Here is a 17,747-nt window from a genome sequence, read left to right as displayed (position 1 = left end):
TTAAAAAGACCCTAAACGAAAACTTAATCCTACGTTTATTTCTCTACACCAAACTCATACACAATTTCATGAACGTACTTTTCACCGGGAGCTAAGCTAGCTGATGGAAAATCAGGCTTATTTGGGCTGTCAGGCCAAGCCTCTGGCTCCAAACAAAGCGCCCAATGCGGTTGGTAAGTCTTGCCATCAGCTCCGGCGAAATCGCTTACATGATTAGCAGTATAAAGCTGAACTCCTGGTGCAGTAGAAAAAACCTCCATTGTACGGCCAGTGGCAGGATGTTTTACAATTGCGATTTTCTTGAGCTCTGAGGAATTTGCGCTCTTGGTGACATAATTATGGTCAAAGCCTTCTCCCAATGCATCCAATTGCTCTCCCAGATTTTTTGGTGTTTGGAAATCAAACGCTGTCCCAGCTACTCTCTTCACTTCTCCGGTAGGAATTTGGCCAGGACCCGTTGGTGTAATAGCTTCCGCAAAAATCTGCAATTCGTGATTCCGCACATCTCCTTCAATTCCGCTCAGGTTGAAATAGGAATGATTAGTCAGATTGACGACAGTTTTCTTGTCGGTGGTAGATTCAAAACGAAGCTTAAGTTCATTGGCACTAGTCAGCTCCATCCAAAGTGTAGTCATTAGATTACCAGGAAAACCTTCTTCCCCATCCACACTCAAATAAGTCATTTTCACACCTACAGCATTGTTATTTTTATATACTTCAGGGCTCCAGACTTTCACCCCAAAACCTTTTGTCCCGCCATGTAGGGTATTTTCACCATTATTTTTTGTAATGTGAAAAGTTTCCTCATCCAAAGTGAAAGAAGCTTTCCCAATTCTATTCGCATATCTACCAACTGCAGCACCTAAATAAGGGCCATTCTTAGTAAAGTAATCCTCCACATTTTCTAGGGCCAACACGATATTCTCAAGATTCCCCTCTTTATCAGGAGTTATTATTCTAGAAATTATACCTCCATAATTGGTCAACTCAACCTGCATCTTCCCATTCTCAAGGGTATATTTAAAAACATCTTTGCCATCCCAAGTGGCAACTTTTTCTTCTTTGATTGACAGGCTAAGTTCTTCTTGAATCACAGTTGATTTGGTTTGAGCTACACAGGCGAAGCCTGAAATAAGTATAGCTAATATTACGACTTCCGTTTTTAGGTTCATTATTGGGTAGTTGATTATTATAAAATTTTAAGATTTAAAAAGTACGTAGGGTGTTAAACTTAACTTAAATGTCTGAAATATTTGAATATCAGTCCCTCTGTAATCCAAATATCCATTACTCCAATCGCTGGAAAACTAATCCCTTTTATGATTTTCAGCTATCTTATCCAGTTCTTTTTTAAGCTCATTTCTATCATATATCTTTCCTTTCATAACCACCATCAATGGCTCTTTCAGAGTAGCAAGATCTTCCAAAGGATTATTTCGCACCAATACGAAATCAGCAGAAGCTCCCTTTTTGATTACTCCCCATTCTCCCTCTTGATCAAAATATCTCGCTGGGTTGACAGATCCAGATTTCAAAATCTCATAGTTTGACATCCCCGCTTTAGACATCAACTCTATCTCATGATGGATGGAAAATCCGGGAACATTAAAAACCTGGGGTGAATCAGAAGACATCAGCATGGGAACTCCGGCTTCATGGAGTGTCATAAATAGCTCGTTCCTAAATTCTAGGTAAGGCTCCACATGCTCCTTTGTCAAAACACCTGATTGCTCATAAGGTATCTTTGCATTGATCCAACTTTGAACTTGCTCAGCGGACATGTATTTCATTTCTGGAATGTTACGATATTCCTCGGCGGGCTTTGATCCAAAATATCGATCAAAAAGCGTCAGTGTAGGTGCGATCCAAGCGTTGGTTTCAAGCGTCAAATCCACTAACTCCGGTAACTTACTTAGATCAACTTCATCGACCAAAAGCATAGTGAATGGCCCGGCTATCTTTGAATTCAAAACGCGGGAATAAACAGGTATCATAGCTTCAATGTAACCATCCATGTGCTCTATGGATTTGTAGCCACCTTTCAAACTGGCTTCCAATCCTACATCCAAGGACACATGACCTCCAAAAGGAATACCTAGCTCTTTGGCAGTGTTGGAAATCGCTATAAACTCTTCCATCGCCAATCCCGGATGCAACTTTAGATGATCATAACCGGCAGCTTTTTCATCTCTGACTAGTTGCTCAGCCTGCTCAGGGGAAGAAACTGATGATCCACTAAAAGATGGCCCAGAAAGATACAATCTAGGACCATCCAATTCACCCGCATCTATCCTAGCTTTCAATGGCAAATGTGAAGCATGACCGATCATTCCTCTCACCCGCAAAATGCCATTGGCTAAATAAAGCCACATTGCCTCCTCTTGCAGTTGGGTATCTCCATTTTGAGCTACTGGAATATGGGAATGAAACTCCGCTAAACCTGGATAGACGTAGGCTCCACTGCCATCAATCACTTGATTACTACCCATGTCTAATGGAGCGGTCATGGGGTTGATTTGGAGAATTTTACCATCGCCGACCAGAATGGACTGATTATTCAGCACCTGCTCGTTCTCCATCGAAACGATGTTCACATTTGAAATAAGGTAAGTCTGCGAAAATCCAGTGAAAACTGAAAATAACATCAGCAGGAAATAGGTGAAAAGAGACTTTTTCATAAAATAGCGAGTGACATGGAAGTTTCAATTTCGTCTATAAAGCGACCTAAAACAATCCTTTGGAAAAAAAATGCTCCCCTTGAACTACTTAATTGACTCTCCTAAATAATTTCTTGATTTCTAGTTGCCATTACTGACAGGTACACCCAAATATCTCATCGCTTCAGCATGCATTTCCTCCGGCGTTTGCAAAATATTCAGCTTCAACCCATAGCGAGGTTCCTCCCATGTCGCAAATTGCGAATCCAACATTGCCGCTTTCATGTAGTGGTTTTTGCGAGCCAGCATCCGTCTCCAAATTAAATCCCGATCTCCTTTGAGATGAATCCAATGCACTTTTTCCTGTACTTTTAATATTTCCCGATAGCTTTCTTTAAGGGCTGAACAAGCCAACACAGCTCCCCCAGTTTTCTCATGTTTGACCAATAGATCTGCTAAGGATTGAAGCCAAGGCATCCTATCCTCATCATTCAGAGGAAATCCCTGGCTCATTTTTTCGATATTCTTTTTGGGATGAAAATTATCTGCATCAAAAAACGGCAACTCCAACGCATCGGCTAAGCCAGAGCCAATAGTTGTTTTTCCTGTTCCTGAAACACCTGTGACTATAATAAGCATAGCTGAAAGTTAAGAAAAATATATATTAGACCTCAAGAATCATTAGGCATTGAATTAAGGCAACTCAAACGAAGTGTCCCAACACCACATAAAATGGAGATTAAGGTATCAGTAAAAAGACATTTTCTTGTAAATCCTCATTTACACCTAAGGATCAAAACTAACCAAACTCTTCTGATAGCACTGTTCAAATAAAACTTTTATAAAATTTTTACAAAAGATCGTTTTATTAAAAAACATTTTTTAAGTTTGTTTAAGTAAGTTAGCTGGGTAAAAAAAAATCAGTCAGTAAGTATTACAAGAAGATTCCTTTAGAATTTCCTTGGGATCGAAAAGAGTAATCCATTAATTGATCAACACTTAAATATAACTTGTCTAATATAGTCCCAATAAACAAACCTGTCCAAACAGTATGCTAAGTAAGTATCCGCTTTCAGAAGTCGAAAAAAGTTTTCTTAAGGAATCTGGTATAGAGAAAATCAGCACCCTGATTCCTTACCTTCAAGTTGACAATTTTCCTAAACTTGGCTTGCTCACTGCTTGCCGATTTTTGGAATGGGCTGCAGCAAATCCTGAAGGTGTCATTAGTTTACCAACAGGCAAAACTCCTGAATTTTTCATCAAATGGACTCAATTCCTATTGGAACACTGGGATAATAAAAAAGGAAAGGAAGTAAGGGAAAAATATGGCCTAGGGAATACTAAAAAGCCTATTTTGAAAGATCTGACATTTGTACAGATCGATGAGTTTTACCCAATTTCTTCTCAGCAGAATAATAGCTTCTACGACTACGTCAACAAGTTTTATATCCAGGGATTTGGCCTTTCGAAAGAAAAAGCCATCCTGATCAATTCAGATGAGATCCCCTTGGTAAATGGACTTCATTTTAAGGAGATTTTTCCTGACCTGAAAGTTGATCTTTCCTTAAGATTCCGTGATCCTCAGACTGATCTAGAAAAACTACAGCAGCAATCGATCTACATGATTGATCAATGGTGTGGCGAATACGAGCAAAAGATCAGAGACGCTGGTGGAATTGGGTTTTTCTTGGGTGGAATAGGCCCAGATGGACACATCGCATTTAATACCAGAGGCTCACATTTATTCTCCGTCACTCGATTGACCGAAACCAATTTTGAAACGCAAGCTGTAGCTGCAGGCGATCTTGGAGGCATCGAAGTTTCTTCCAACCGACTCGTCATTACCATTGGATTAGATACAATTGTGTACAATCCAGAGGCAGTTGCAATTATCATTGCAGCTGGAGAGGCAAAAGCTGGAATTGTAAAAGATTCTCTTGAAACTCCCTTGAATAATGTCTTCCCGGGCACAGTACTTCAGAAGCTGAAAAACGGCAGGTTTTATGTCACCAAAGGTGCAGGTGTAAAACTTACCGATTCCGTAGATTCCTATTATCAAAAAGGCGAATGGACTTGGGAAAAAACAGAGCGATCTGTGATCGATCTTTGTAAAAAACTTGAAAAATATGGTCACAGAATTAAATTATCTGATTTAAAAGCAGATAAATACACCAAGTTAATACCTGATTTGTCTGAGGATACGGTAAATCAGGTGATGAAAAGCATTGAAAACAAGCTTTCCAAAGGTCTGGAACAAGAAAGCAACGAAGTACTTCTTCATACTGGTCCCCACCACGATGACATCTCATTGGGTATTTTACCGCACATCACCAATCAGCTTCATGAGCCAAGTAATGAGGCGCACTTCTCCGTGTTGACTTCGGGCTTTACGGCAGTCACGAATACATTTGTGATCGATACACTCCAGCATACCAAGAAGCTCCTAGATAATGGTAAGATTCAAATGGTGCACTTTGAAGACTTCTTTGAGGTAGGATATGGATTGAAAACCGACAAAGATGTCTATCACTACCTCACCAATGTAGCCTCGGAGAATGCTGATCAGCGATTGAGAGGACTTTGCCATCGAGTAGTGAGAGCTTTGGTGATCGTCTATGAGATCAAGAATAAAACCCAACTCAGAGAAACAATTAACGATGTAATTAGTATTCTAAAGAATAGCTATGATGGCGAGAAAAACTCAGCGAAAGTCCAGAAGCTAAAAGGGATGATTCGTGAGTTTGAAGAAGAGCTGGTGTGGGCACACTTCGGAGTACAGGTGAAAAATGTCCATCACCTGAGGCTAGGCTTCTATACTGGAGATATTTTTACCGAGCAGCCAGACAAAGATCGCGATGTAGAACCGATCGTGGAGATGTTTAGAAAAGTAAACCCTACAAAGATCAGTTTAACACTTGATCCTGAAGGATCCGGTCCAGACACTCATTATAAAGTGCTGCAGGCCACTGCCGCCGCTGTGAAAAAGTGGGGTGAAGAAAAAGATATAAGCGAACTAAGAATTATTGGTTATAGAAACGTATGGTTCAAATTCGAGCCACATGAAGCAAACGTTATAGTGCCTGTTTCACTGGGTGATATGTCAGTAATGGAAGATTCCTTTGCCAATTGCTACATGAGTCAGGTGAATGCTTCTTTCCCGAGCTACTCACACAATGGAAAATTCAGCACCGTTGCCAAAAGAATTTGGGTGGATCAGCTGGATACAATTCAGCTTTTGTTAGGTAAGAATTATTTCTACCAGCATGATCGTGCTAAAGTAAGATCTAGCCATGGGCTGATTTTCTTCCGGGATATGAATGTAGAAGAATTCCTAGCTACCGCGAGAGAGCTAGAGAAGTCAATAGAAGGAATGCTTTAAGAAAATGATCAACCTGAGCTGAGACTGATTGATAAACCTGTCAGTCGCAACTTTTGTAATAAACCAAACAACCTTATTATTTGTAGCGAATGGAAAAAGCCATTTTGGGATTAGACATTGGAGGCACCGGAATTAAAGGTGGTGTGCTAATTAATGGACATTTAGAGGATATCCGATCCATTGCTACGCCTGCCACAGAAAGCAAAGAATTCATCTTAGAGGCTATTGCCGAATTTATTGAAACCTATTTGGCGTACGACTTAATAGGGATTGGTGTCGGCATACCTGGTCTGGTCGATGTTCGGGAAGGCATAGTTTTAGGACTTTCAAATATCCCCGCATTTCAGCATGTCGAGCTCAAGAAGTTTCTAACCGAGCGGTTTATGAAACCCGTTTTTATCAATAATGACGCAAATTGTTTTGCCTCTGGCGTACATAAATTCGGTGTAGGCCGAGAATTCAATCATTTGGTAGGACTAACCTTAGGCACAGGAATTGGTGGGGGAATTGTAATCAATGGACACCTTTACAGCGGGGTAAACTCAGCAGCTGGAGAATGGTGCAGTGCTGCCTATTTGGATCATGACTTTGAGCATTATTGCAGCGGTAAGTTTTTTGAAAGATACTATCAAAGTAAACCAAAGGCGCTAGCCAAGCAGGCGCTCGCAGGAGACCCCACTGCCATAAGAGCATTTGACGAATTTGGTCATCATTTAGGAGAACTCATCAAGCATATACTTTATGCGCTGGCTCCGGAAGCTATTATTTTGGGAGGCTCGATCAGGAAGACATATCCACTTTTCAAAAAGGCACTTTACCAGTCACTTTCCACATTCAATTATCCTACAGTCATTGAGAGATTTGAGATTTTACTTTCAGAAATGGATGAAACCGCTATTCACGGAGCTGTAGCTTTGGTAGAATTGGAAAATGAGGTAGTAAATAATTAGGTATAAATTGGTTTGTAGTTTAATAAAGGTGGCCTTTCAAAAAGGCCACTTTTTTTGTCATTTTTTCAACTGTCCCTATCGTCTATTCTTCGGCTGATACATCATCAAGTCGTTAATTTTCATTTCAAGTCCCCTCAGATTGTCCTTTACTACGAGCCTAAATTGCCCCTGTCCTGCCAAATCCCAAGTATTGGACCCATCGTCTGCCACCTTCATCTCACCTTCTTCCAGGCCGAAGTATTTCTCATGGCCTAGTGCGGCTACCCATACAGCTGTCTGATCCCAGCTCATACGCCCATTTTCATCCTCCTTTGCCATGGGGATCGATAGCGCAAACACATCCTTGACCGGACTGTCATTAATCTGCTCATTATGGATGAGGGGAATTCCAGAATGTATCTTCTCTCCTATTTCAAAACCACTGTAAATAACCTCTTTAGGCCATTTTGATACTACCACTTGGGAAGATTTAGGATCTTGATTCACATTGAATTCTGAACCTTCCGGAAACTTCCCAGCCATGCTAATTAGTCTCACTACTTTTTTTCGAACCAGATCAATTCCAGAAAGCGGTGAAAACTCATCTGCCGTCGATTGCAGCAAATTGGAAATGTTGGTCAAAAAACCAACAGTAATTAACGCTACGCTTTCATCCGGTTGGGCAGCAAGAATTTTCCTATACAAAGCTACCGCATCTGGAGCTTCCGCATTTCGGCGAAGGCTATGGGAATATTTTACCAATAAGGTATCAGTCCAATGTTGCCAGTCTTTTTGGGCTATCGCGTTCCCTGTGGGAATACCTATCGGTAAATCGGGCCTTCCAAAATAAGTGTTTAGCACATCCAGTACTCCTCCTACACCTTCATATTTGGTGCTCGCAATAGTGGCAAGAATATCAACTTTCCCCTCGTCAGCAAAAGCATGCAATAAGGCTATCGCACCTACATCGTCATAGTCTGGCCCCATGTCTGTATCGAAAATGACTTTTATCGGTTTTAGATTTTGGCTATATGAAGGAAAAATCAGGAAAATAAACACTAGTAACAAGAAGGCGATTTTGATATTCATCTGGAGGTTTTTATGAAAATTGAAACTGAAGTAAAAGATCTGAAATTTTGCTACCAAAAAATTATGTGTTTATAAAATCAGTAACCTCTGCTTTCACACTCTCAAAGTGCTTTTGCAAACCTTTAAAGTCTCTTGCTTCCACTAGCTTTTTATCAATCAGAGAACTTCCCATTCCTACACCGCAGGCTCCCGCTTCAAAGAACGATTTGATATTTGCCTTAGAAACACCGCCCGTGGGAAGCAGTTTAATTTGATCCAGAGGCCCCAGTACGTCTTTGATAAACTGAACACCCAATTGGGTCGCGGGGAAAAGCTTGACCGCGGAAGCTCCCAGAGACCAAGCTCTATAGATCTCTGTAGGTGAAAAGGCACCCGGGAAAATGGGGATATGCTCATTCACAGCATGCTCAATGACTGTCTCATCTATTATCGGGGTCACTATAAACTGAGCTCCAGCATCAAGTGCTTCCCGAAGTTCAGTCAAATTACACACCGTTCCTGCACCTATATTTAGTGATGGAAATTTACCGCGCAAAGCAGAAATCATCTTGGCTGCACCCTCGGTGTTCATCGTGATTTCAAGCGTGGTAAGTCCTGAATCTTCATAGGCTTGCGCTATTTTCAAAATAGTCTCAAGCGATTGTCCTCGAATTATCCCTACAATTGGTGCTTTTTGATAACGCTCCCAAAAAAGTGAATTTGAAGTTTCCATGTGGTTTTGATTTCCTTTTCAAACAAATACCTGCTTGATTCTACAAGATAAAAACTGCGGGCTGAACTTCAAGATATATATTCAGAGCTGCTTCTTGATCAATCATCTTTCTGCTCTCAGCTATTCCAAATTCAAAGATACATTATCGGTTTTGCAGCTTAGAACGGGCTTTTTCACATCTTTTTAACACTAAGATTACATTAGAACACAAAACCTAAGTAATCTTACTATTTTTTTAATAATGTGCTGACACTGAGTTCAATTGGAGGTTCTACCTTTCAACCAAAACCAATAGAGTGAAAACCCAATTCAAAACTATCGTCATTTCTGACGTACATCTGGGCACTAAAGGTTCGAAAGCCAAGGAAATCGCCCGATTCCTCAAGCAGTATAACTGCCACAACCTCATTCTCAATGGGGATATCATTGACGGCTGGCAACTAAAAAAATCCGGATCCTGGAAAAGGAAACACACCCGATTCTTCAATCGAATCATGAAAATGATCGAGAATCATAGTACCAAGGTGTATTATCTGCGAGGAAACCATGATGACTTTCTGGATCAGATTCTTCCATTTCAGATGGGAAATCTGTCTATCCAAAAAGACATGATCTACGAAAGTCATGGTAAAAAGTACTTCATCACTCACGGCGATGTATTTGACAGTATCACTACCAATCTTCGCTGGATCGCCTATTTGGGGGATATTGGCTATACTTTTTTACTTTGGCTGAATAGCGTGGTCAATCATTACCGAATTAAGCGAGGACTCCCTTATTTTTCTCTCTCTCAGTATGTAAAAGGCAAAGTAAAATCAGCCGTTTCCTACATCGATCAATACGAGGAAGAATTGGCAAAAATGGCTAAGGCAAAAGGATGTGATGGTATCATTTGTGGCCATATCCACAAACCTGAAAACAGAATTATCGACGGCATAGAATACATGAATTCTGGTGACTGGGTAGAGACGATGAGCGCTTTGGCAGAAGATCATGATGGAAATTGGCAGTTGATCTATTACAATGAAATCAACTTCAAAGAAGCTCATGATGACAGCCTGCAGCAATTTTTCATAGGCAAACCAGAAACTACTATAATCCCAATGAGGGAGGTTTCTTTTGAAGCTCCCAAGGATGATTTGGAACCTCCTGCATTTACTTCCATCCAATGAAATCGAGCATGACTAAAAACGTCACTCAGAGGTATGATTATTCCCCGTGCGAGATTCCATCTGACCTTTGAAAAACAAAAAATAAACAGATGAAATTTCTATTTATTGTCCAAGCTGAAGGTCGTGGACATATGACTCAAGCCATTGCTTTTTCCCACATGCTCAAAAAGCAAGGCCATGAATTAGCAGGAGTTATTTTAGGTAAAAGTAAGCGCAGGACAATTCCTGAGTTTTTCTCCAGAGAAATATCAGCACCCATCCATCTGGTTTCAAGTCCAAACTTTGCTTGTGACAAAGAGGAAAAGAAAATTTTGATAGGGAAAACTATCCGTCAAAATCTCGCTAAATCAGCTATTTTTTGGCAAAGTCTATTGGAAATACATGAGGTAGTTAAAGCTGAACAGCCAGACATTATCCTGAATTTTTACGATTTACTGGGTGGCATTTACAATGGGATTTTCAAACCCAAAGCTCAATATTGGGTGATTGGACACCAATATTTGGTTTATCATCCCAGCTTCAAATTTGCTCCATCAAAAGGCTTTAACAAGTTTTTTTTCAAGTTCAACACCCGACTGACAGCCTTAGGAGCCTCGGAAAAGCTCGCGCTTTCATTTTACAAATTAGAATCAACGGATAAAATCACGGTAGTACCTCCATTGCTCAGAGAGGACGTGAAGAGACTCTCCCCGACTTCAGGAGACTTTTTCCTTACCTACATAGTCAATAGCGGATATAGTGGGGAGGTTTTATCCTTTGCGAAAGCAAATCCTCATCTGAACATACGAGCCTACTGGGATCAAAAAGATGCTGCCGAGAATGAGTATCCCTTGCCAAACCTGAGTTTTCACCGTGTTCATGACAAGAACTTTCTTCAGGACATGGCGGCATGCAAAGGGTTGGTCAGCACAGCAGGATTTGAATCCATTTGCGAAGCGATGTACCTCGGAAAACCCGTAATGGTGATTCCAGTAGCTGGTCAATATGAGCAAGCTTGTAATGCGTTGGATGCGGTTTACTCTGGGGCAGGTATTGCTGCAGACAGCTTTGATTTCGCCAAACTTGAGCATGCCATTCAATCACGAGAAATATCCGAGAATACTTTCCAAGATTGGGTAAGCACCTGGCCAAATACCTTCCAACAAATTTTACCTGAAACAAAAAAGACTGAACCAGACTTTATTCTGACTCAGTCATTTTCATGATGCAATAAATTATTCTAGCAATTATTTAAAGCTTTTTGCTCTGGAGTGAGTTCGGATATGGCTTTGAACACTGTTTTGCCATTTTCTTCTACTCGATAATAAGGAAAATTGACCATTTTGACTTGTCTCCGCGCAGGAGCACCCAATCTCAGGAATTTAAGTTGAAGCTCATTGTACATTAGAAACAAAGTATTTCGCTCCTCCATGGATAAGGAAGCATCATTTCGCCCTTTGTTGCGCATCAACTCATACTGGTAAAAGACTTTTTTGTAATCCTCTACTTGTTCTTCATGAGTAGCTGGCGGAGGAGGAAGAGGAGGATATTTTTTATGCTCTTCAGCAGTTAGATCCCTTCCAAATTTGTAATAAACTTCGCCATCCGATTCCAATTTCATGTATGGTGCAAAAGGACGAACAGGACGCTTTACCTTTGGCTTGTCATGGAATGCAACCTGGAAGTACATGCTTCCAAGTTTAGAAAACATTTCTGTTAACTTGTCCTGTTCGGCTTTACTTCTCTTGACGAAATGTGGGGCTTGGTTTCGAAGTTTTTCGTAGGCCGCATGGGCATCTATGTATGATTGAAGATCATTCTTTATCTGATCTGCTCTTACTCCCGGAGGCCATTTACCTGCAGTTTCTTCTTTCTGATTTGCCACAGGATCACTACTTTTTTTGTCAGCAGGAACATATTTTGATGGTTTAGTTGTTTCCCAAACTGATGGCAGTGGCGGGTGTGGTGGAGGTAATAACTGTCGCTCAACTTCATTCAGTTCATCCCTTTTTTTATACTGTATTTCCCCATCCTTAACTAGCTTGACATAAGGTAAAATTGGTGTTTTCAAAGGACTATATTGATTACTAAAAAGTGACCCTAATTCTGATCTTATTTCTTCACTAAACTGATATGACAACGCTGTTAATTCAAAAAACAACGCTTCCATTATTGCCTGATCTTTTCGGGATTTATTGATATAATGAGGTTTGCCACTTCTCAGGCTTTCATATTCCGCAAATTTTTGAAAAAAGTAGTCTGCTGGATTAGCATAATTTGAAATATCCACCAAATAAATTGCAGCAGGAGTAATAGTAATCGATCCTTTTCCATTTTTCAGTTTTGATACTTCTTCTACATATGACTCAGTGAATAAATTGTAGGTTAAAAAAGGATCGCCATCAGGAGTGAAAAAGATGTGGGGAATTTTAAAAACATCATTTTCGCTTTCATTCTCAAAAGAAGGTGCAACTGTACCATCTTCTTTTATTCCTGAAAGTGGCAAAGGTGGTGATAATAACATAGACCGCTCATTATCTGTGAGCTCCGAGTAATTTTTAAATATATAAACCATTTGAACATCTTCTACTAGAAATCTAACCTCGCTGTAAAGTCTAGCTTTCTGTTCCTCCTGAGCCTCGACTGCTTTTCTCCCGGAGTCAACGTAATGAACTCGCCGAATATCCAAGTCTCTGAGGACTGCCTGAAAATCACTCAAGTCTCCCATAGAAAGTTCTGATCCAGTGATCAAATTAATCTTTACTGCATTTAGGGATTTTTTAGTCTCGCTTATCAACGCCTTTACAGCGTCCAAGTCATAATTCTCATTTTCATATTGAATTACTCCATCTGGCTTCAGCGTGAAAGTCAAATCAAAATCCATAGGCTCGAGATATTTTTGATTTGCAGAGTTCACATACACTTCACTCTCGGTATTTCCACTTTCTTGTTTTGCCGCAACTCTTTCAGAGAAAAAGTAAACTACCGCTCCCAAAATAGGAACCAATGCAAAAACCTTAATCCAGGTATTCGAACTTATTGACTTTCTCTTCATCATTTCAAATCGTTTTTTGGTTAATGAAAAATTCAAACTGCTGGCCAAGCCATATTTCTGCTCAGAAAGCATCATTGCGAGTAGTTGACTTTCATACTTCTCTATAGGAGTGCTACGCAAAGCTATTTCGTCAGCTATAAATTCATGATTAAGCTTGATACTTGCTTTTGCCCAGTGTAATCCCGGATGAAACCAAAGCGGCACAAGCAATGCCTCAATAAAAAGGTTATCCCAGCTATGCTTTTCCTGAATATGCGTGGATTCATGAGCGAATACAGCATCTGTGAATTTTCCATTTTCCAGATCTGATTCTGCCACGAAAATGTACTTGAGAAATGAAAATGTAAGGGAATCTTCTTTCAATAAAACCAAGGTCTGACCACGGTAATTGATCTTAATATTTCTCTGAATTTGATTGAACAGGATCTTGATGTTCCGTACAAAACGATACAAAAAGATAAGTGCAATCAAACCATAGATGCCAATTAACAGGTATTCCCAATTAAATTGAGATTCCGGAACTGCCGTAAATACCTGCTCCAGATTAGAATCCTGACTTGCCGCTTCAAAGTAAACAGGCTCAGAAATCACCTCGGATGGGCCAGCTTCAAAGTAAACAGGCTCAGAATTTACTTCGACTGGAGCGGTTGCTATTTCCACAGGAACTTCAATCGTGTAAAGTGGAATTATAAAGGATGCCACTACCGAAAACAGCAGAAAAAACCGGTTGAATCGGTGCAATACTTCTCGCTGCAAAAGCACCCGATGAACAAGGAGTAGCAGAAGCAGGCAGGCTACGGATTTGAGTAGGTAAGCCATCATTTTTTCTGATTTAGCTGGTCTTCGATAATGCTTTTAAGATCTAATAACTCCTCCTCGGAGAGCTCTGCCTTTTTGGTGAAAAAAGAGGCAAACTGTGCTGGCGAATCATTAAAAAAGTTCTTGATCAAACCTTTTAGGTGCTTTGAAAAATAATTTTCTTTTGTAACCATTGGATAGTATTCGCGCAACTTCCCATTGGCTTCATATCCCACAAATTCCTTGTCCTGCATCCGCTTCAGCAGCGTAGAAATAGTGGTTGTAGCTGGCTTAGGCTCTTCATATGCGTCCAATAAATCTTTCATGAAAGCCCGCTTCAACTTCCACAAATGGTTCATCAGTTCTTCTTCTGCTCTTGATAGTTTCATTACCTTTGGATTAAATTACATCTACAAATGTAGAGTATTATTTTAGATCTACAAGTGTAGATGTAAAATCCTGCGTAAATTTCTGTGAAAGCATCTTTTACTTGAATACTTTTTAGGAAATAGTCAAGCCTGAAGAAATGATCACATCAAGCCAAAACTTTTAATGTTCAGAATATTCAACAATTGAACAAAAAGTAGGTTTAATTACCAATTCAAAAAAATTACCGCAATATCCCTAAACGGAACTCGGTTTATCAAGCTATACTTAACAGAAATTAATAATTTCGAAGATTGCCCTAGAGAGAATTTACATGTCTGCTGAAAATATACGATTACAAGAAGATAGGAACCACACCAAGCATTGGAAGAAATGGGGGCCATACCTCACCGAAAGACAATGGGGAACCGTACGGGAGGACTATAGTCCGGATGGTTCGGCATGGGAAAATGTCACCCATGATGATGCCAGAAGTAAAGCCTACAGATGGGGAGAGGAAGGTATTGGGGGCATTTCCGACTATAAACAGAAATTTTGTCTGGCATGGGCCTTTTGGAATGGCAAAGATCCGTTCCTAAAAGAACGCCTATACGGCTTGACAGGAAATCAAGGCAACCATGGAGAGGATGTAAAGGAGATCTATTACTACCTGGACTCCACCCCCACGCACAGCTACATGAAGATGCTTTATAAGTACCCTCAGGCCGAATACCCTTATCAAAACCTCCTTGAAGAAAATAGCAAGAGAGGTAAATTAGACCCTGAATATGAGCTCATAGACACAGGGATTTTTGATGAGGACAAATACTTTGACATCTTTATTGAGTACGCAAAGCAAGATATAGAAGACATCATTGCAGTAGCTACTATTCACAATAGAGGTCCTGAAGAAGCTAAAATCTGGGTGATGCCTACCCTGTGGTTTCGCAAGACTTGGTTTACAGGGCACGAGCCATTTATGCCCAAGCTCACCAAAACCGGTGACAATACCATCAAAGCCTACAATCCAAAGTCAGGCAATTATTCCATCACGTTTGAGGGGAATCCCGACTTGAAATTTTGTGATAACGAAACCAATCGCGAACGGATCTATAACATCGGCAATGAGAAAAAATATCTAAAAGATGCGATCAACGACTTTGTGGTTCAGGGAGATTCCAGCCACATCAATCCTGCCAACAAAGGCACTAAGGCAGCCGCCATCTATGAGATCACCATTCCGGCTGGTGAAAGCAGACAGGTAAAGCTAAGGCTTCAGCATCAAGTAGAAGAAAACCCTCTTGAAATCTGTGATAAATGCCTCGAGCAGCGCAAAAAAGAAGCAGACGAATTCTACGCACCTCTCCAAGAACGAATAACGGACGATGATTTAGTAAATATCCAACGTCAGGCCTACGCAGGGATGATGTGGTCCAAACAATTCTATTACTATGACGTAGAGCGATGGCTGGAAGGAGATCCCGGTAGGTATGTACCGCCTGTGGTGCGCAAGAAAGGCAGAAATAGCAACTGGCGACATGTGCAGAATTATGATATCATATCCATGCCGGATAAATGGGAATACCCATGGTATGCCGCTTGGGATCTGGCATTTCACTGTATCCCAATAGCGCGGATCGATCCGGAATTTGCGAAAGATCAGCTACTGCTCCTGCTGAACGAATGGTATATGCACCCTAATGGACAGATACCTGCTTACGAGTGGAATTTCTCGGATGTGAATCCACCTGTGCATGCCTATGCCGTCCAGCGGGTCTATCAGATTGATAAAAAGGCAAATAATGGTGTAGGCGATCATGAGTTCCTAGAAAGAGCCCTGCACAAATTGATGATCAATTTCACCTGGTGGGTCAATCAAAAAGATAGTGATGGCAAAAACATCTTTGAAGGTGGATTCTTAGGCTTGGATAATATATCTGTCTTCGACAGAAGCCACGCACAGAAATACCACGGCAAACTAGAACAAGCAGATGCCACCTCCTGGATGGCTATGTTCTCTTTGAATCTACTCCGTATATCACTTGATCTCTGCGAGTTCAATACAGTCTATCAGTTTACGGCAACCAAGTTTCTTGAGCACTTTCTTTACATCGCGGGTGCCATGAGCAACATCTCCGAGGAGCATATTTCACTTTGGGATGATGATGATAATTTCTTCTACGACGTATTTCACATACCTGGCAAAGAGCCACGTAAAATGAAAGTGCGCTCTATCGTAGGCTTGATACCGCTATTCGCAGTGGAGCCTATACGCGAAGATCTTTTCGCAAAACTTCCTGAGTTCAAAAAGCGATTGGATTTCTTCCTTCGTGAAAAGCCAAAACTGGCAGCATTGGTCTCCAGCTGGATCCAGCCGGGTTATGACAAGCGAAGGCTATTTTCACTTCTGAGAGGACACAGAATGAAAAGCGTGCTGCAAAAAATGTTGGATTCTGACGAATTCCTAGGTGAGTATGGGATCAGATCGCTTTCTAAGTACCATGAGAAAAATCCTTACTCCATGAAAATAGGAGGAGAAACACTTACTGTGAAATACACTCCCGGAGAATCAGAAACAGAAATGTTTGGTGGCAATTCCAACTGGCGAGGCCCGATTTGGTTCCCAATCAATTTCCTGCTGATCGAGTCACTGAAGAAATTTGACTTCTACTATGGAGGAGATTTCTCTATAGAATACCCTACTGGTTCTGGTAAGTATATGACTATGGACATTATTGCAAAAGAGCTTTCTCTGCGCTGCATGCGCATATTCATGAAGGATGAAAATGGAAATAGGCCAATGTATGGAGCCAGCAATAAAAAATATCAGGAGGACCCACATTTCAAAGATTATATTCTCTTCTATGAGTATTTCCATGGAGACAGTGGTGCAGGCTTAGGCGCATCTCATCAGACAGGCTGGACAGGCTTGGTAGCAGAGATGATTCATAAATATTACAAAATCAGAGAAGATCAGCACCATGATTCTAAAACCCTTTTTAGAAGCTAATAGATTAGAGGCAGGATGTGATGAAGTCGGGCGGGGCTGTCTGGCGGGGCCAGTGGTAGCAGCGGCAGTAATACTTCCGGCAGACTATACTAATCCGTGGATCAATGACTCCAAGAAGCTGGGCAAAAAACAGCGGGAAGACCTTCTAGAGGAGATCAAAGACAAAGCTTTGGATTGGCAGGTAGCCGAAGCCAGCGTAGTTGAAATCGACAAAATCAATATCCTGAATGCTTCCTTTCTGGCAATGACCCGAGCGGTTCTAGGTCTGAAAATACTACCTGAGCATCTACTGATCGATGGCAATCGCTGGAAATCCAATTTAACCATCCCACATACTTGCGTGGTCAAAGGCGATGGCAAATATGCCAGCATCGCAGCTGCCTCCATCCTAGCCAAAGTTCATAGAGATAAATTTATGGAAAAACTCGCTGAAGAGTTCCCTCATTATGCTTGGGAGCGAAATGTCGGATATCCTACCAAAGCGCATAGGTCAGGAATCGAGAATCATGGAGACTGCATCTGGCATAGAAAGAGTTTTCGATTGTTGAGAGAGCAATGTGTATTGGGGCTGTGATTATGTACTAGATCTCAGTCAATTCCC

Annotated in this window: 13 protein-coding genes; 6 read left to right on the top strand and 7 right to left on the bottom strand. The window is 40.9% G+C overall.

Features of this window, described 5'->3' with window-relative positions:
* Positions 1-35 precede the first annotated feature (35 nt).
* The 3 genes from U3A58_RS10985 to U3A58_RS10975 all read right to left on the bottom strand — a co-directional run bounded on the left by U3A58_RS10985 (position 36) and on the right by U3A58_RS10975 (position 3,296).
* The gene (locus U3A58_RS10985; RefSeq protein WP_323823474.1) at positions 36-1,172 is read right to left on the bottom strand and encodes an aldose epimerase family protein; all 1,137 of its coding nucleotides are present in this window, start codon (positions 1,170-1,172) and stop codon (positions 36-38) included.
* A gap of 135 nt (positions 1,173-1,307) precedes the next feature.
* Positions 1,308-2,678: an amidohydrolase family protein gene (locus U3A58_RS10980; RefSeq protein WP_323823473.1), complete on the bottom strand. Its 1,371-nt coding sequence runs from the start codon at positions 2,676-2,678 to the stop codon at positions 1,308-1,310.
* Between the two features lie 120 nt (positions 2,679-2,798).
* A complete protein-coding gene (locus tag U3A58_RS10975) occupies positions 2,799-3,296 on the bottom strand; it encodes a gluconokinase (protein WP_323823472.1) in 498 nt (165 codons plus the stop codon).
* A 412-nt stretch (positions 3,297-3,708) separates the two neighbouring features.
* On the opposite strand from U3A58_RS10975, the gene U3A58_RS10970 reads away from it, so the two are divergent.
* Positions 3,709-6,036, top strand: a complete 2,328-nt coding sequence (locus tag U3A58_RS10970; RefSeq protein WP_323823471.1) for a glucosamine-6-phosphate isomerase — start codon at positions 3,709-3,711, stop codon at positions 6,034-6,036.
* 89 nt (positions 6,037-6,125) lie between these two features.
* Positions 6,126-6,986: an ROK family protein gene (locus tag U3A58_RS10965; RefSeq protein WP_323823470.1), complete on the top strand. Its 861-nt coding sequence runs from the start codon at positions 6,126-6,128 to the stop codon at positions 6,984-6,986.
* Positions 6,987-7,061: 75 nt separating this feature from the next.
* Here U3A58_RS10965 and U3A58_RS10960 read toward each other — a convergent pair whose 3' ends face one another.
* On the bottom strand, positions 7,062-8,054 hold the full coding sequence (locus tag U3A58_RS10960; protein WP_323823469.1) for a nucleoside hydrolase: 993 nt from the start codon (positions 8,052-8,054) through the stop codon (positions 7,062-7,064).
* A 61-nt stretch (positions 8,055-8,115) separates the two neighbouring features.
* On the bottom strand, positions 8,116-8,766 hold the full coding sequence (locus tag U3A58_RS10955) for a bifunctional 4-hydroxy-2-oxoglutarate aldolase/2-dehydro-3-deoxy-phosphogluconate aldolase (RefSeq protein ID WP_323823468.1): 651 nt from the start codon (positions 8,764-8,766) through the stop codon (positions 8,116-8,118).
* A gap of 296 nt (positions 8,767-9,062) precedes the next feature.
* Here U3A58_RS10955 and U3A58_RS10950 point away from each other — a divergent pair, with 296 nt between their 5' ends.
* Entirely contained in the window at positions 9,063-9,938 is an 876-nt protein-coding gene (locus tag U3A58_RS10950) for a UDP-2,3-diacylglucosamine diphosphatase (RefSeq protein WP_323823467.1), read from the top strand.
* Between the two features lie 89 nt (positions 9,939-10,027).
* Positions 10,028-11,143, top strand: a complete 1,116-nt coding sequence (locus tag U3A58_RS10945) for a glycosyltransferase family protein (protein ID WP_323823466.1) — start codon at positions 10,028-10,030, stop codon at positions 11,141-11,143.
* 14 nt (positions 11,144-11,157) lie between these two features.
* On the opposite strand, the gene U3A58_RS10940 is transcribed toward U3A58_RS10945, so the two are convergent.
* Positions 11,158-13,794, bottom strand: a complete 2,637-nt coding sequence (locus U3A58_RS10940; RefSeq protein WP_323823465.1) for a M56 family metallopeptidase — start codon at positions 13,792-13,794, stop codon at positions 11,158-11,160.
* Complete coding sequence (locus tag U3A58_RS10935) at positions 13,791-14,159, bottom strand: BlaI/MecI/CopY family transcriptional regulator (protein ID WP_323823464.1); 369 nt, start codon at positions 14,157-14,159, stop codon at positions 13,791-13,793. Before U3A58_RS10935 ends, U3A58_RS10940 begins: the two co-directional genes overlap by 4 nt.
* A 311-nt stretch (positions 14,160-14,470) precedes the next feature.
* On the opposite strand from U3A58_RS10935, the gene U3A58_RS10930 reads away from it, so the two are divergent.
* Both U3A58_RS10930 and U3A58_RS10925 read left to right on the top strand, forming a co-directional pair.
* The gene (locus tag U3A58_RS10930) at positions 14,471-17,146 is read left to right on the top strand and encodes an MGH1-like glycoside hydrolase domain-containing protein (RefSeq protein WP_323823463.1); all 2,676 of its coding nucleotides are present in this window, start codon (positions 14,471-14,473) and stop codon (positions 17,144-17,146) included.
* On the top strand, positions 17,118-17,720 hold the full coding sequence (locus U3A58_RS10925; RefSeq protein ID WP_323823462.1) for a ribonuclease HII: 603 nt from the start codon (positions 17,118-17,120) through the stop codon (positions 17,718-17,720). Before U3A58_RS10930 ends, U3A58_RS10925 begins: the two co-directional genes overlap by 29 nt.
* The last annotated feature ends 27 nt before the right edge of the window (positions 17,721-17,747 follow it).

The sequence above is a fragment of the Algoriphagus persicinus genome (assembly GCF_035156415.1).
Classification (GTDB): Bacteria; Bacteroidota; Bacteroidia; order Cytophagales; family Cyclobacteriaceae; genus Algoriphagus; species Algoriphagus persicinus.
The sequence above is the reverse complement of the archived record's forward strand: the minus strand, read 5'-3'. Positions and strand labels throughout refer to the sequence as shown.

Coding starts and splice junctions, on each gene's coding strand:
- U3A58_RS10985 (WP_323823474.1), bottom strand. CDS start 1,172: ATGAACCTAAAAACGGAAGTCGTAATATTAGCTATACTTATTTCAGGC.
- U3A58_RS10980 (WP_323823473.1), bottom strand. CDS start 2,678: ATGAAAAAGTCTCTTTTCACCTATTTCCTGCTGATGTTATTTTCAGTT.
- U3A58_RS10975 (WP_323823472.1), bottom strand. CDS start 3,296: ATGCTTATTATAGTCACAGGTGTTTCAGGAACAGGAAAAACAACTATT.
- U3A58_RS10970 (WP_323823471.1), top strand. CDS start 3,709: ATGCTAAGTAAGTATCCGCTTTCAGAAGTCGAAAAAAGTTTTCTTAAG.
- U3A58_RS10965 (WP_323823470.1), top strand. CDS start 6,126: ATGGAAAAAGCCATTTTGGGATTAGACATTGGAGGCACCGGAATTAAA.
- U3A58_RS10960 (WP_323823469.1), bottom strand. CDS start 8,054: ATGAATATCAAAATCGCCTTCTTGTTACTAGTGTTTATTTTCCTGATT.
- U3A58_RS10955 (WP_323823468.1), bottom strand. CDS start 8,766: ATGGAAACTTCAAATTCACTTTTTTGGGAGCGTTATCAAAAAGCACCA.
- U3A58_RS10945 (WP_323823466.1), top strand. CDS start 10,028: ATGAAATTTCTATTTATTGTCCAAGCTGAAGGTCGTGGACATATGACT.
- U3A58_RS10940 (WP_323823465.1), bottom strand. CDS start 13,794: ATGATGGCTTACCTACTCAAATCCGTAGCCTGCCTGCTTCTGCTACTC.
- U3A58_RS10935 (WP_323823464.1), bottom strand. CDS start 14,159: ATGAAACTATCAAGAGCAGAAGAAGAACTGATGAACCATTTGTGGAAG.
- U3A58_RS10930 (WP_323823463.1), top strand. CDS start 14,471: ATGTCTGCTGAAAATATACGATTACAAGAAGATAGGAACCACACCAAG.
- U3A58_RS10925 (WP_323823462.1), top strand. CDS start 17,118: ATGATTCTAAAACCCTTTTTAGAAGCTAATAGATTAGAGGCAGGATGT.